Genomic DNA, 15,301 nt, shown 5'->3' with positions numbered 1-15,301 from the left:
ATTTATTATCACGTAACAATCTTTCATCCCCTCTTCTGCTTACGTCAGGATATTGCAGCGCAAACGATCCGGCGTAGTGGTATGACGACGTGTCCGGGTCGCCACTTTTTAGACCAAGGACCGCCCATGGAACAACGCCGAATTGAAGGCAAAAGCCACTGGTATCATGAGACGCAATCCAGCATGTATCCACAAGATGTTCTGCCGCTGGTGCCGGAAGCCGCTCATGTCGACGACTGCTTTTTACTGGATCTGGCGATATCTGATGACGCCCTTTTACCTTTTCAATCCTGGTTAATCCCTGCCCGTAAACTTGCACAGATCCTCTTCCCGATCCACGTAAACCTGAGTCAGATGCACACATTCAGCGCCTATGAACGGATGAGTACGGCGTTAACCGTCGCTCAGGTATATGGCGTCCAGCGATTATGTAATCACTATGCCGCGCGTCTAACACCGCTTCCTGGGCCGGACTCCTCGCGGGAAAGTAACCATCGACTGGCGCAAATCACCCAATATGCTCGTCAACTTGCCAGCTCTCCTGCCGTGATAGGCGCGCGCGATCGCCAGCATCTGGATGCTGTCGGGCTAACCACCAGCGATAGCATTCTGATGAATCAAATTATCGGATTCGTCGGTTTTCAGGCCCGTATCGTGGCCCTGTTTCAGGCCTGGTGTGGACATCCGGTGCGCCGAATTCCGGGTCTCGATATACAACAATTCGCTCACGCCTCGCCATTTAGTGCAGCAAACGCTACCTGGCGTGCTGCGCCATTCCCAATAGAAAAACATCTTAATCATGATGAGTCGATAGACAGACGTTACCCCGAGGAACTGCAAGCGTTACTGCCATTACTGATACATTCCCCCGTCATTTTGGATTTACTCGGGGCGCTCATTTCCAGCACGCAACGTAGCGGGATACCGGTACAGGCATTTTCATTGGCGGCGCTGATGACTTCGCGGATTAATGGTAGCGTGGCCTGTTTTAATGAACATGCGTATTCAGCTCATGAATTAACCGAGGCCATTACCGTTCTTCGTCAGGATGAACGTGAATTACAACGGTGGGAACAACGACATCCGGTTGAGCGCGTCACCCTACAGGCGGTACAATGGCTGACCCGGGCGCCCGACCGCTTTAGCACCGCACTGTTAACGCCTTTGTTCGATCAGGGAATCTCTTCAGAGCAGGCCATTAACCTGCTAGCCTGGAGTGGATTGTGCGGATGGTTGAATCGCTTGAAAATCGCGCTGGGCGACACTGATTAACCGATCCACTTACTGAAAGAGCGCTTGCTGCAACTGGCAGAATCGCGTAAAACTGTCAGCCGCTCTTTTAGCCACGAAAATAGACAATTATGCTTCAGGACAACCCGCTGCTAGCGCAGCTTAAACAGCAACTACATTCCCAGACGCCACGTGCTGAAGGGGTGGTAAAAGCCACGGAAAAAGGCTTTGGCTTCCTGGAAGTCGATGCACAAAAAAGCTATTTCATTCCACCGCCGCAGATGAAAAAAGTGATGCATGGCGACCGTATTGTTGCGGTTATCCATACAGAAAAAGACCGTGAGTCTGCTGAGCCGGAAGAACTGATCGAACCCTTCCTGACGCGCTTCGTGGGTAAAGTTCAGGGCAAAAATGACCGTCTGTCCATTGTGCCGGATCATCCGTTACTGAAAGATGCTATTCCTTGTCGTGCAGCCCGCGGCGTTGAACATGAATTTAAAGAAGGCGACTGGGCTGTTGCAGAAATGCGCCGTCATCCGCTGAAAGGCGATCGCACCTTCTACGCCGAGTTAACCCAATTTATCACTTTTGCTGATGACCACTTTGTCCCGTGGTGGGTCACACTGGCACGCCATAATCTGGAAAAAGAAGCACCAGACGGTGTAGCAACCGAAATGCTGGACGAAGGCCTGGTTCGTGAAGATTTAACCGCCCTCAATTTCGTCACCATCGACAGCGCCAGCACCGAAGATATGGACGATGCGCTGTATGCTGAAGAACAAGCTGACGGCACGCTACAATTAACCGTCGCCATTGCCGACCCAACAGCCTGGATTGCAGAAGGCAGCAAGCTGGATAAAACGGCTAAAATTCGCGCGTTCACCAATTATTTACCGGGGTTCAATATCCCGATGTTACCACGTGAATTGTCTGACGATCTCTGCTCTCTGCGCGCGAACGAAGTGCGCCCGGTTTTAGCTTGTCGGATGAGCATTACCGCCGATGGCACGCTTGAAGACAACATCACCTTCTTCGCCGCAACCATCGAGTCTAAAGCGAAGCTGGCCTATGACAATGTTTCCGACTGGCTGGAAGGTACTGGCGAGTGGCAACCAGAAAACGACGCGATTGCGGAACAAATCCGTCTGCTGCATCGTATTTGCCTGAGCCGAGGAGAGTGGCGTCATAACCACGCGCTGGTCTTTAAAGATCGCCCGGATTACCGTTTCGTTCTCGGTGAAAAAGGTGAAGTACTGGACATCGTCGCTGAGCCACGCCGCATCGCAAACCGTATCGTGGAAGAATCCATGATTGCGGCAAATATTTGCGCCGCCCGTGTGCTTCGCGACAAACTGGGCTTCGGTATTTATAACGTCCATATGGGATTCGACCCGGCCAACGCCGACGCTCTGGCCGCGCTGCTGAAAACCCACGGTATGCACGTCGATGCCGAAGAAGTACTGACACTGGAAGGTTTCTGCAAACTGCGCCGCGAACTGGATGCACAGCCTTCCGGTTTCCTCGACAGCCGAATTCGCCGCTTCCAGTCTTACGCTGAAATTAGTATTGAGCCAGGTCCACACTTTGGGTTGGGTCTGGAGGCATATGCCACCTGGACTTCCCCAATCCGTAAGTACGGCGATATGATCAACCATCGTCTGCTTAAGGCCGTCATCAAAGGCGAAACCGTCGCCCGACCTCAGGATGATACCACCGTGCAGATGGCAGAACGTCGTCGCCTGAACCGGATGGCTGAGCGTGACGTGGGTGACTGGCTATACGCCCGTTTCCTGAGTGATAAAGCCGGAACCGACACCCGCTTTGCGGCCGAGATCATCGACGTCAGCCGCGGCGGCATGCGCGTACGTTTGGTTGATAATGGCGCTGTTGCCTTTATTCCTGCCCCCTTCCTGCACGCCGTGCGTGACGAACTGGTCTGCAGCCAGGAAAGTGGTACCGTACAAATCAAAGGTGAAGTGGTTTACAAAGTCACTGATGTGATTGACGTAACTATCGCCGAAGTTCGCATGGAAACCCGTAGCGTTATCGCGCGTCCAGCAGCGTAAACTGACAAATCCAACGACCTTTCTCTTTTTTGAAAGGTCGTTTTCTTTTTTACCGACCATATTTCAACCACACACTACACTTCTCTTATCCAGTCAAAAATTTTTTTTACTATTTTTCAGTTCCGCTGGCTTTGCTTTTTATGGATTCTGGATTACATATAAATATATAAATAAAACAATACGTTCAGCCATAATCACCCTGAATGAATCATGGCTACCCTTACTTTTGAGGCTTTATGCGCTTTAAACGGGATAGTACACATCATGAAAGACGTCCGGGAGCTGGTTACGTTGTATAGCTATGTGGGCACTCATAACCCCTACTGGCGTTTGTCAGAGGATTGCAACATCCTGCATTTCTCTATTGACGAAACAGCAGACGCTGAGCAGACCATCGAATTATCACCCGAGCAGGCCGACCGCATTCGCGAGATGACGGTAATTACGTCAAGCCTGTTGATGACGTTACCCATTGAAGATGACGATATTCCGGTACATTTGGTCGGGCGGAAAATCAATAAGCGCGAATGGGCCGGCAGCGCATCAGCCTGGGATGACACCCCTTCCGTCGCACGCGACCTGGCTCAAGGCCTCTCTTTTGCCGAACAGGTGGTTTCAGAAGCCAATTCCGTTATTGTCATTCTTGACCGCATGGGCAACATTCAGCGTTTTAACCGTCTGTGCGAAGAGTACACCGGACTCAGAGAACGTGAAGTTATTGGCCAAAGCGTATTCACACTGTTTATGAGTCGACGTGAAGCCGCAGCCTCCAGACGCAACATCGAGGTCTTTTTTCGCGAAGGCAACTCGTATGAGGTCGAACGTTGGGTGAAGACCTGCAAAGGTCAGCGCCTGTTTCTTTTTCGCAATAAGTTTGTACATAACGGTAGCGGCAAGAACGAAATATTTCTGATCTGTTCCGGCACCGATATCACTGAAGAACGCCGCGCGCAGGAACGCCTGCGGATGTTGGCTAATACCGACTCCATCACCGGATTACCGAACCGCAACGCCATTCATGAGCTGATAAGCGATGCGATTGAGAACGCAGGTGATACTCAGGTTGGGATTGTATATCTCGATCTGGATAACTTCAAAAAGGTGAACGATGCCTACGGGCATATGTTTGGCGATCAGCTGTTGCAGAGCGTGTCGCTGGCAATTCTCAGTTGTCTTGACGATAACCAGCTATTGGCTCGGTTTGGCGGTGATGAATTTATCGTCCTTGCCACCGAAACGTCCCAGAGCACTCTGGAAGCTACCGCATCACGCATTCTGACACGCCTGCGTCAACCCTTTCGCATTGGCCTGATTGAAGTCTATACAGGCTGCTCTATTGGTATTTCCCTCGCTCCACAGCATGGTCAGGACTGCGAGAGCGTCATTCGTAACGCCGATACGGCCATGTACACCGCGAAAGAAGGCGGCCGCGGACAGTTTTGTGTTTTCTCTCCGGAAATGAATCAGCGGGTATTTGAATACCTGTGGCTGGATACTAACCTGCGCAAGGCGCTGGAAAACGATCAACTGGTTATCCATTATCAGCCAAAGATAACCTGGCGAGGCGAAGTGCGCAGCCTGGAGGCGCTGGTACGCTGGCAGTCTCCGGAACGCGGCCTCATTCCACCACTGGAATTTATCTCCTACGCCGAAGAATCAGGGCTTATTGTTCCGCTGGGTCGCTGGGTTATTCTGGACGTTGTGCGTCAGGTCGCAAAATGGCGCGCCAAGGGAATCAATCTGCGCGTGGCGGTAAACGTTTCTGCCCGCCAGCTCGCCGATCAGACGCTATTTACCGATCTCAAACAGGTGCTTCATGAACTCGACTTTGAATATTGCCCCATTGATGTCGAGTTAACGGAAAGCAGTTTGATTGAAAATGAGCAGTTGGCACTGTCCGTCATTCAGCAGTTTAGCCAGTTGGGGGCGCAAATCCATTTGGATGATTTTGGTACTGGATATTCGTCACTGTCTCAACTGGCCCGCTTCCCGCTTGATGCAATTAAACTGGATCAGACCTTTGTCAGGGATGTACACAAACAACCTATTTCGCAGTCGCTGGTACGTGCCATTGTTGCGGTCGCACAGGCACTCAATCTGCAGGTCATCGCCGAAGGTGTTGAAAGCGCGAAAGAGGATGCGTTTTTAACCAAAAATGGTGTCAACGAGCGTCAGGGTTTTTTGTTTGCCAAACCAATGCCAGCGGCTGCATTTGAACGTTGGTATCGACGACATCTGAATAAAAAAACGCGCTAATGCTGTGGGATCAAACGTCATTAATAGCCATAAATGGACATTACGTAACGATCCTATCTGCATGTAATCACAGAATATATAATATTCTTCTATCATTGATAGTTAATACTATTTTTCCCTTCTCTTTTGCCATGAAATTCTGCATCATGAAATTCAAACTCTATTGCTATTAGGATGATAACCATGTCTGATATCGACGCTCAGCGTCTGGCCGAACGCATTGATACCGTGCTGGATATCCTCGTTGCAGGTGATTACCACTCAGCCATCCACAATCTCGAAATTCTGAAGGCTGAGCTGCTAGACACGGCCAAAGAAGATGCCGAGTCTTTGCCCAAAAAGCACAAGGCTCCCTGGGAGATCTGATGACATTAACCCTTTAATGTCGCTGCTATAAGCAAACTGCGTATGAAGCAGTTTCCGTTTAATTTCCGATACGATATCGCAATAAAATTAATATTATGAATTCCCGACAACAATCTATTTTGCAGATGGTGACTGATAAAGGTCAGATGAGCGTTGCCGAACTGGCAAAAATCACCGGTGTCTCAGAAGTGACGATTCGACAGGATCTGAACACACTGGAAAAACAGAGTTATTTACGCCGTGCGCACGGTTTTGCCGTTTCATTGAACAGTGATGATGTGGAAACGCGCATGATGACTAATTTTACGCTGAAGCGTGAACTGGCCGAATTTGCCGCATCTTTGGTAAGCCCTGGCGAGTCCGTATTCATTGAAAACGGCAGCAGCAATGCGCTCTTGGCCAGAACTCTGGCGGAGCAAAAAGATGTCACCATCATTACCGTCAGCAGTTATATAGCCCATCTGCTGAAAGAAACCCCCTGCGAAGTGATTCTCCTTGGCGGGATCTATCAGAAAAAAAGCGAAAGCATGGTGGGGCCCTTAACTCGCCAGTTTATCCAGCAGGTACACTTCAGCAAGGCCTTTATCGGCATTGATGGCTGGCAGGCTGACACCGGCTTCACCGGACGCGACATGATGCGTTCTGATGTGGTTAACGCGGTGCTGGAAAAAGGTGCAGAAGTTATTGTGCTTACTGACAGCTCAAAATTCGAAGCCATTCACCCTTACACGCTGGGTCCATTAGAGCGATTCAGCCGCGTAGTCACGGATTCCAGACTCAGCGCCAGCGTACAAATGCAACTCGAGCATTCAGGATTAACCGTCAATATCATTGATGCGAACGCATAAAATCTTCAGCAGATGATTTGTCAGTCGGCAAATCATCTCCTCTCTGAGAGTTATCTGACAGTCCAATTAAGACTTTTTACCTGTCGTTAACAGGATTAAGTCGTAAAATTAATGTTAGCGATATAACAGGAACGAACCTCCAATCTCAGGATAGTGTTTGTCATGCCTTCGCTAAACGGTTTCACGGAAATATCTTCGTTAGCCTAAATTTAGCGCTATTCTTAAAGAACACTGGATTCCGTGAATCAATAATTCAGGAGAAAGTATTATGTTAGTAACGAGCAAAAAAATGACCGCTGCCATTTTGGCAATTACTCTGGCAATGTCGCTGAGTGCCTGCTCTAACTGGTCCAAACGTGACCGTAACACCGCAATTGGTGCTGGTGCTGGTGCAATCGGTGGTGCAGTCCTGACTGACGGCAGCACGCTGGGCACGCTGGGTGGTGCTGCAGTAGGTGGTATTATTGGCCACCAGGTGGGTAAATAATTTACGGTTAAACGGCTCGATATAATAATACGTTTACTTTTTCAGGTCTGTATTATTAAAAAGCCACGGAAAAATTCCGTGGCTTTTTTTATTAACCGCCAGCCAATTTAACTTTCATTCCTTTGGCTTCCAGCAGCGATTTAATCAGGTCGCGTTTATCACCCTGTATCTCAATCACGCCATCCTTCACTGCCCCGCCGCAACCACATTTTTTCTTCAGTTCCGCAGCTAATTTGGTCAGTTCAGCATCGTCCTGATCTATTCCAGTAATCAGGCACACGCCCTTACCTTTGCGGCCACTGGTCTGTCGCTGGATACGGACAATGCCGTCGCCTTTGGGACGCTCTGGGACGGCTTTCGGTTCATCAATACGCCCGGTGTCAGTTGAGTAGACCAGACGAGAATTTGAGTCGTTCATTTACGCACCTCGTTTCAGGGAGGCATTGATCATCTTCAGCGTCTGAGCCGGATCTGCCGACTGTGTGACCGGACGACCAATAACCATATAATCCACGCCAGCTGACTGTGCCTGTTTCGGCGTCATAATGCGACGCTGGTCGCCTGCCTCGCTACCTTCAGGGCGAATACCCGGCGTAACCAGTTTAAATGCCTGGCCAAATGCCTGCTTGAATCGCACTGCTTCCTGCGCGGAGCATACGACGCCATCCAAACCACAATGTTGGGTTAAACGCGCCAGCCTTTCCGCATGCTCCGCAGGTGACAACGTCACGCCAAGGTCGGCAAGATCGCTGGCTTCCATACTGGTCAGAACTGTTACTGCAATCAGCAGCGGCGCATCCTTGCCAAAAGGCACCAGGGCTTCACGTGCGGCGGTCATCATACGCGCCCCACCTGAAGCATGAACGTTAACCATCCACACGCCAAGCTCAGCCGCCGCCGCAACGGCATGCGCGGTAGTATTGGGAATATCATGAAATTTCAAATCAAGAAAAACGTCAAAGCCACGCTGTTGTAAATCGCGAACCAACTGAGGTCCAAAAAGCGTGAACATCTCTTTGCCCACTTTCAAACGGCAATCACGAGGATCAATTCTGTCGACAAAAGCTAATGCTTTATCACGATTGGAATAATCGAGAGCGACAACGACAGGAGAATCAGTAACAGCACGAGAAAAAGATGAAGCAGTAAACGTCATGACCAGACCTTCCTGAGGATGGGCGCCATCGGCGGCGCAAAATGGGTAAACGGCGTGCATTCTACCTGCGGCAATAGAAAATTAACAGGCGCGATTACATTTCTGCCAGGCGAATTTGGCAACGGAGGTTGAGGATGGATTGGTTACACATCATTAGTATGTTGTAACTAAAGTGAAGTTTTTTTAAAAATTACAGCCCATCAAGTCCGCGAATAGGCTTAATGGTTGACCATGAGCGACAGGATGGACAGTGCCAATACAGTGTATATGCGGTAAATCCGCACTTCTGGCAACGATACCGAGGCTTGCTGCGCACCTGCTCCCCGACCATATCACGCAGAACCATCAGGCTCTCTTTCGCGCGCCCTTCTTCTGCTTCGTTAAGATGGTAATCCATCAACTTGTGGAATACGCGCATCGTAGGATGGCGTTGTAGCTGGCGGGTAATATAAACCTGAGCGGTATCAGTCCCCTCACGCGCTTCAAGAATATCGGCCAGCATCAGCTCTGCGGCGGCGCCAGTATTCTCCTCAACGGCCCGACGTAAAAACTCGGCCCACTCATCGTTTTTCCCCAGATGCTGGTAGCAGCTTTGCAGCATTTCCAGCGTTTCGCTGACCAGTTCTTTATCCTGAGAAATCACGCGTTGCAGACTTTCAACGGCCTTCGCGTAATCGCCTTTCACCATGTACACACGGCCCATCATGATGGAAACCCGTGCACTGTTTTTGTCTGCCGCAGCCCCTTTTTTCAACAGCGTCATGGCGCGATCCATATCGTCGCTGCCCATCTGCTGTAAGGCCAGTTCGCAGTAGAAGTGAGCTATCTCGATACGTTGTTTATCTTTACCGAGCTTCACCAGGCGTTCTGCAACATCAATCGCTTTCTGCCATTCGCTGGTCGCCTGATAAATTTGCAGCAGTTGCTGTAATGCACCGACGCGAAAATCTGTTTCATCGGTAAGCTGATTAAACATGTCTTCCGCGCGGTCGTACAGACCTGCGGCCATGTAGTCGCGCCCCAGCTGTTGTACGGCCAACAAACGCTGCTCGTAGGTCAGCGAAGCACTTTCCATTAACGTTTGATGGATGCGGATTGCACGGTCGACTTCACCGCGCGAGCGAAACAGGTTTCCGAGGGTGAGATGAGCCTCAACGGTGCCCGTATCCTCTTTTAGCATATCGAGGAACAGATCCACCGCTTTGTCTTGTTGGTTGCTCAGGAGGAAGTTAACCCCGGCGACATAGTCACGGGAAAGACGGTTAGCTTCATCCTGCTTGGTTTGTTGCGCACTTCTGCGACCCATATACCACCCATAGGCAGCGGCTACAGGCAAAAGCAGAAACAACAACTCCAACATAAATAATTATTCCTTCACAACCGACGAATCGGCAGAAACCGCAACGTCGGTCGCAGGCGTAAGCTGGTTTTCCAGTCGTTTGATTTTACGTTCGGCGCGCGCAAGAGACACACGAACCTTCAGCCAGAAAAGGCCGCAAATTAACCAACCAATCGCGAAACCTGCGGCAAACAATACAGCAAGCAGCGTAGAGATACGATACTCGCCCTGAGCCAGCAGGTAATTAAACGTAACCTGTTGATCGTTTTGCGCACCTAATGTCACCGAAATAACAAAAATCGCCAACACCAGTAAGAAAATGAGTAAATATTTCACATTACTTCCCGTTATGTGGTTTGAGCGAATAAATCGTGTACAACTTACCGCGTTGAGCCCTTTAAATTACCATTTTCACAACGAGTGCGAAACGGAAAAGCGCTTTCCCCTTTCTGATTTAAGGGCAAAATTCGAAAAATCAATCATGGCTAACTTTCTTGTTCACGCTGAGCGATTTCTTTTTCTTCCTGCACAGGCGGCGTTAATGGTCCGCATACCCGCTGCGCAAGCCATGTCGCCAGTGTTACCAGCAACCATGAAATCAGCGTTGCAACGACCAAATCACGGGGCCAGTGCATGCCTAATAGCAAGCGACTCCCCATAACACCCGTAGCCCAGATAAGTAAAAACACAATCGTCAGCGTACGTCGGCGTGGCCATAACAGTCCTACTGCAAGTAAAGCCCAACTGGCGGCAAACATCGTATGCCCTGACGGAAAGGCAAACCCTGTTTCTTTTTGCCAGTGCTTACGTAGAAACGTCGGAATATCCTGTTGTTCGGTCAATTGCTCTTTAACTAAGTGACCACGATCTTTACGTTTTAAAGTGTAGAACTCATCAACCGGAATATGGTGCGTTTTTTCCAGCCAAACGACAAAGGGCCGAGGTTCCTGCACCCTGTCTTTAACCCAGGACTTCACGCCCTGACCGACTAAAATTGCCGCAGCCAGGATCGCAAACAGCATTACCGCAGCTTTCAGACGAAAACGCAGACACCACAGAAACCATGCACAGAGAACAACGTGAGTGATAATACCCCACGGCTGGGTCACCGTTTCCGTTATCCAGTACAGAGATTTTAGCCACCAAACGTTATGTCCCGGCTGCCAGCTCCAGCCCGATACCCATACGGCAACCGGCATAATAAGTAGCAGCCCGGCCCCGACCGCAGTGCGCTTTGCAATTGACAGCATTGCCTCTCCTTTCGTCGATAAGTCTCACAATCATAACTGAAAAAAGCGCATGCCGGGGAAATTGACAATTTTGTGCCATTCCAAAAGCGAATCCGTTGTCGCGATTAGGTGAACATCGTTGCCTTATGGCAAAATAGTGCAATATAGAACAGAAGCCAACAGGCGACGGCACGACAGTGCCAGCATAATCTGGAGAATTACATGCAGCTTAAACGTGTGGCAGAAGCCAAACTGCCAACCCCCTGGGGTGATTTCCTGATGGTGGGATTTGAAGAACTGGCAACCGGACACGATCACGTCGCACTGGTTTTTGGCGATATCACTGGCCAAACGCCTGTCCTGGCGCGTGTCCACTCCGAATGTCTGACTGGCGATGCATTGTTTAGCCTGCGTTGCGATTGCGGTTTCCAGCTCGAAGCGGCTCTCACCCATATTGCTGAAGAAGGGCGCGGTATCCTGCTTTATCATCGTCAGGAAGGACGCAATATCGGCCTGCTCAATAAAATCCGCGCCTACGCGTTGCAGGACCAGGGTTATGATACCGTTGAAGCTAACCATCAGTTGGGCTTTGCGGCAGATGAGCGTGATTTCACGCTGTGTGCGGATATGTTCAAGCTGCTTGGTGTGGACGAAGTTCGTTTGCTGACCAATAACCCGAAAAAAGTGGAAATTCTGACCGAAGCGGGAATCAACATTGTTGAACGCGTGCCGCTGATTGTGGGTCGTAACCCGAACAATGAACATTACCTGGACACCAAAGCCGCCAAGATGGGACATTTGCTGGGCAAGTAATAGTTGTTACCGTCGATAAAAAAGCCTGCTCTCGCAGGCTTTTTACATTCTAGCTCAACATATTACGAATCACGTAGTGCAGAATGCCATCGTTTTGGTAGTACGTTAGCTCCGTCGCGGTATCGATACGGCAGCGGCATAAAACAACTTCTTTACGTCCATCTGAGCGAACCATACTCACCGGCACTGTTGCACCCGGTTTGATGTTTTGCAGATCCGTAATATCGATCGTTTCCTCACCGGTTAGTCCCAGCGTTTTACGCGTGACGCCCTGTGGGAATTCCAGCGGCAAAATCCCCATACCAATCAGGTTAGAACGGTGAATTCGCTCAAAGGATTCAGCGATAACCACGCGAACCCCCAGCAAGCGCGGGCCTTTTGCCGCCCAGTCGCGACTGGAGCCAGAGCCATACTCTTTCCCGGCAATAACAGCCAGGGGAATATTCTCCTGTTGATATTGCATAGCCGCATCATAGATAGCCACTACCTCAGTTCCCGGCAAATGACGCGTCATCCCACCTTCCACGCCAGGTACCATCTCATTGCGAATACGAATATTGGCAAAGGTACCGCGCATCATTACTTCATGATTCCCGCGCCGCGAACCGTAGGAGTTAAAATCTTTACGCTCTACGCCGTGGCTTTGCAGATAACGCCCCGCCGGGCTGTCCGGCTTAATACTACCTGCAGGAGAAATATGGTCAGTGGTGACGGAATCTCCAAGCATTGCAAGGATACGCGCGCCGTGAATGTCCTGGACCGGATCCGGCGTCGCCTGCATACCATCAAAGAACGGCGACAAGCGGATATAGGTTGAGTCAGACTGCCAGCCATAGGTATCAGCCCGATCTACCTGGATTGCTTTCCATTCCGGCGTGCCTTCAAACACTTCAGCATACTCTTTATGGAACATGGCGGTAGAGACCTGCTCCACGGCACGGGCAATTTCCTGAGCCGTCGGCCAGATATCTTTCAGATATACGGGATCGCCCTTTCTGTCATGCCCTAACGGATCTTTCGTCAGATTGATATTCATATTCCCCGCCAGCGCATAGGCCACCACCAGCGGCGGAGACGCCAACCAGTTGGTCTTCACGAGCGGATGGATACGCCCCTCAAAGTTTCGGTTGCCGGAAAGCACAGCACCAACGGTGAGGTCGCCTTTTTTGATAGCTGTCTCGATAGGATCGGGTAACGGACCCGAGTTACCGATACAGGTGGTACAGCCATAACCTACAAGGTTAAATCCCAGCTCATCAAGGTATGGCGTGAACCCTGCCTGCGCCAGATAATCAGACACCACCTTCGATCCTGGCGCCAGCGAGGCTTTCACCCACGGCTGACGTTTCAGACCAAGCGTCACAGCTTTTTTCGCCAGCAGCCCCGCCGCCATCAATACGCTTGGGTTAGAGGTGTTGGTACAGGAAGTGATCGCTGCAATAACCACAGCACCATCCGGCAGCTGGTACTGGTGACCGTTCATTGTATAGTCCACTGGCTGGCGATCTTTCAGCGAGCTGTTCACTTCGAGTTCATTACTCGCCGAAAACGCTTTCGGGACATCAGCCAGTGCCACCCGATCCTGCGGACGCTTCGGTCCGGCAAGGCTAGCTTCTACACTGCCCATATCCAGCTCCAGTGAACTGGTAAATACGGGTTCATCCCCAGGATTACGCCACATTCCCTGCGCTTTGGCATAGGCGCTGACCAGCTCAACCTGCTCCTCACTGCGCCCACTCAGACGCATATATTCAAGAGTGATGCTATCGATCGGGAAGAAACCGCAGGTTGCGCCGTATTCCGGTGACATATTCGCAATTGTTGCCCGGTCGGCCAGCGGTAAGGTGTCCAGGCCATCACCGTAGAATTCAACAAATTTACCGACCACGCCGTGCTTACGCAGCATCTGGGTGACGGTCAGAACCAGGTCAGTCGCGGTGATACCTTCCCGCAGCTTGCCCACCAGTTTAAAGCCCACAACATCCGGGATAAGCATAGAGACGGGTTGACCCAGCATTGCTGCTTCGGCCTCAATGCCCCCAACGCCCCATCCCAGCACACCGAGACCATTAATCATTGTCGTATGGGAATCGGTTCCGACCAACGTGTCAGGGTAAGCCACCCACTCACCGTCCTGTAACTCGCTCCAGACGGCTTTGCCGAGGTATTCAAGGTTAACCTGGTGGCAAATCCCCGTTCCCGGTGGCACAACGCTGAAGCGACTAAATGCCTGCTGTCCCCATTTCAGGAACACATAACGCTCATGGTTACGTTCCATTTCCAGGCGTACGTTTTCTTCGAAAGCATCATCATCACCAAAACGGTCCACCGTTACCGAGTGGTCAATGACAAGGTCCACTGGCGAAAGCGGATTCACTTTTGCTGTATCTCCGCCCAAACGTTTCACCGCTTCGCGCATAGCGGCCAGATCGACCACCGCCGGCACGCCGGTAAAATCCTGCATCAGAACACGAGCGGGTCGATAGGCAATTTCACGATCGGCATGGGCAGTCTTCAGCCAATGCGCGAGCGCATGAATATCATCTTCGGTTACGGAATTACCATCCTGCCAACGAATAAGGTTTTCCAGTAACACTTTCAGCGATTTGGGTAGTAGGGTGATATCACCCAGTGATTTAGCGGCCAGAGGTAAACTGTAGTAGCGGTAGGTTTTATCTTTAACCTGCAATGTGTCCTTACTGGCTTCTCGTAGGGTCGACGACATAGCTCCTCCTTAAATGACAGGGTTGGATCCCCTGATTTCCTCAGGGTTAGTATTAAAGATAACACAAACAAAATGTAACGCTTTGATAACAACTCAAATTGATAAAAGTAGCGCGCGATACAAAAGCGCGAAGTGAGGTCAATGGTAGGGAAGAAGGTCTAGCCGTGTAGATTAATAGGATGAATATTCAGCAGGCAATAGCGCAATCGATAATACGTTGATTAGGTGGCTGATGGTGAATACATGGGATAAACAATTCGATATTTAAGGCCACGAGGTAATCGTTATTATTATAAAATACGTACGAATTATTGTTTCTGTTCATCATCACCGGTTAACAGATCAATAAACGCCCGTTGTTCAGGAGAAAGATTCCAGGATTCGGGTATCTTTGGCTCCTTCTCGGCGACGGTTTTGCTCTCTTGCTCATGGTCATGAGACGCTGGCGTCACGGTAGAGTGCTGCTCCGGTGCGGACATACTTACCCCCACACGTTCCAGGCCACGAGTGCGACAATAATCCAGAATATCGCAGAGCCAAGAAACACGGCGAACCAGGCTTTACGTTTCATCGCGGGATCCCGGCGTGCAGGCTGGTTTCCTGAAGGCATCGCTAACCTCATACTATCGAAATCACTTATCATTTAGGCACCAAACAATTGGTACAATTAATCATCAGATAGGAGGAATCCTAATAAAAAAGGCAAAAAAAAGCCAGTTAATTTTCGGACTCGATCTGATAAATAAATCAATTGTTTGATCAATTATGAATATTTGAGCGTGATTT

The 15,301-nt window shown here is 50.2% G+C and carries 15 protein-coding genes; 7 read left to right on the top strand and 8 right to left on the bottom strand.

All coding sequences use genetic code 11. The features are described from left to right. The first annotated feature begins 126 nt into the window (after positions 1 to 126). The 6 genes from OGY04_RS05275 to osmB all read left to right on the top strand — a co-directional run bounded on the left by OGY04_RS05275 (position 127) and on the right by osmB (position 7,253). Positions 127 to 1,272, top strand: coding sequence for a CMD domain-containing protein (locus tag OGY04_RS05275; protein ID WP_286584896.1), 1,146 nt, complete (start codon positions 127 to 129; stop codon positions 1,270 to 1,272). Positions 1,273 to 1,361: 89 nt separating this feature from the next. Next, positions 1,362 to 3,296 carry an exoribonuclease II gene (locus OGY04_RS05270; protein ID WP_286584895.1) on the top strand — a complete coding sequence of 645 codons (1,935 nt, stop codon included), beginning with the start codon at positions 1,362 to 1,364 and terminating at the stop codon, positions 3,294 to 3,296. 264 nt (positions 3,297 to 3,560) lie between these two features. Continuing rightward, entirely contained in the window at positions 3,561 to 5,552 is a 1,992-nt protein-coding gene (pdeR, locus tag OGY04_RS05265; protein ID WP_008784927.1) for a cyclic di-GMP phosphodiesterase, read from the top strand. A gap of 183 nt (positions 5,553 to 5,735) precedes the next feature. Then, positions 5,736 to 5,918, top strand: coding sequence for a YciZ family protein (locus tag OGY04_RS05260; protein ID WP_003833313.1), 183 nt, complete (start codon positions 5,736 to 5,738; stop codon positions 5,916 to 5,918). Between the two features lie 95 nt (positions 5,919 to 6,013). Then, a complete protein-coding gene (gene yciT / locus OGY04_RS05255; RefSeq protein ID WP_032943602.1) occupies positions 6,014 to 6,766 on the top strand; it encodes a DNA-binding transcriptional regulator YciT in 753 nt (250 codons plus the stop codon). 268 nt (positions 6,767 to 7,034) lie between these two features. After that, positions 7,035 to 7,253, top strand: coding sequence for an osmotically-inducible lipoprotein OsmB (gene osmB, locus OGY04_RS05250; protein ID WP_003020583.1), 219 nt, complete (start codon positions 7,035 to 7,037; stop codon positions 7,251 to 7,253). Positions 7,254 to 7,344: 91 nt separating this feature from the next. Here osmB and yciH read toward each other — a convergent pair whose 3' ends face one another. The 5 genes from yciH to pgpB all read right to left on the bottom strand — a co-directional run bounded on the left by yciH (position 7,345) and on the right by pgpB (position 10,998). Next, a complete protein-coding gene (gene yciH, locus OGY04_RS05245; RefSeq protein ID WP_003833315.1) occupies positions 7,345 to 7,671 on the bottom strand; it encodes a stress response translation initiation inhibitor YciH in 327 nt (108 codons plus the stop codon). After that, the gene (gene pyrF / locus OGY04_RS05240; protein WP_286585157.1) at positions 7,672 to 8,409 is read right to left on the bottom strand and encodes an orotidine-5'-phosphate decarboxylase; all 738 of its coding nucleotides are present in this window, start codon (positions 8,407 to 8,409) and stop codon (positions 7,672 to 7,674) included. 190 nt (positions 8,410 to 8,599) lie between these two features. Beyond that, positions 8,600 to 9,769, bottom strand: a complete 1,170-nt coding sequence (lapB, locus tag OGY04_RS05235) for a lipopolysaccharide assembly protein LapB (protein WP_008784929.1) — start codon at positions 9,767 to 9,769, stop codon at positions 8,600 to 8,602. Positions 9,770 to 9,775: 6 nt separating this feature from the next. Continuing rightward, positions 9,776 to 10,084, bottom strand: coding sequence for a LapA family protein (locus tag OGY04_RS05230; protein WP_003020595.1), 309 nt, complete (start codon positions 10,082 to 10,084; stop codon positions 9,776 to 9,778). Between the two features lie 149 nt (positions 10,085 to 10,233). Then, complete coding sequence (gene pgpB / locus OGY04_RS05225; protein ID WP_286584892.1) at positions 10,234 to 10,998, bottom strand: phosphatidylglycerophosphatase B; 765 nt, start codon at positions 10,996 to 10,998, stop codon at positions 10,234 to 10,236. Positions 10,999 to 11,199: 201 nt separating this feature from the next. Between pgpB and ribA the strand changes: the two genes are divergently transcribed. Beyond that, positions 11,200 to 11,790, top strand: a complete 591-nt coding sequence (gene ribA, locus OGY04_RS05220) for a GTP cyclohydrolase II (protein WP_003020601.1) — start codon at positions 11,200 to 11,202, stop codon at positions 11,788 to 11,790. A 49-nt stretch (positions 11,791 to 11,839) separates the two neighbouring features. Here ribA and acnA read toward each other — a convergent pair whose 3' ends face one another. The 3 genes from acnA to OGY04_RS05205 form a co-directional block, all read right to left on the bottom strand. Next, positions 11,840 to 14,515, bottom strand: a complete 2,676-nt coding sequence (gene acnA, locus OGY04_RS05215) for an aconitate hydratase AcnA (protein WP_286584890.1) — start codon at positions 14,513 to 14,515, stop codon at positions 11,840 to 11,842. A gap of 308 nt (positions 14,516 to 14,823) precedes the next feature. Then, a complete protein-coding gene (locus OGY04_RS05210) occupies positions 14,824 to 14,994 on the bottom strand; it encodes a YciX family protein (RefSeq protein ID WP_165755481.1) in 171 nt (56 codons plus the stop codon). A gap of 2 nt (positions 14,995 to 14,996) precedes the next feature. Next, a complete protein-coding gene (locus OGY04_RS05205) occupies positions 14,997 to 15,137 on the bottom strand; it encodes a YmiA family putative membrane protein (RefSeq protein ID WP_213732144.1) in 141 nt (46 codons plus the stop codon). Positions 15,138 to 15,301: the final 164 nt, after the last annotated feature.

It is taken from the genome of Citrobacter sp. Cpo091, from assembly GCF_030332645.1.
GTDB classification, from domain to species: Bacteria; Pseudomonadota; Gammaproteobacteria; order Enterobacterales; family Enterobacteriaceae; genus Citrobacter; species Citrobacter portucalensis.
The sequence above is the reverse complement of the archived record's forward strand: the minus strand, read 5'-3'. Positions and strand labels throughout refer to the sequence as shown.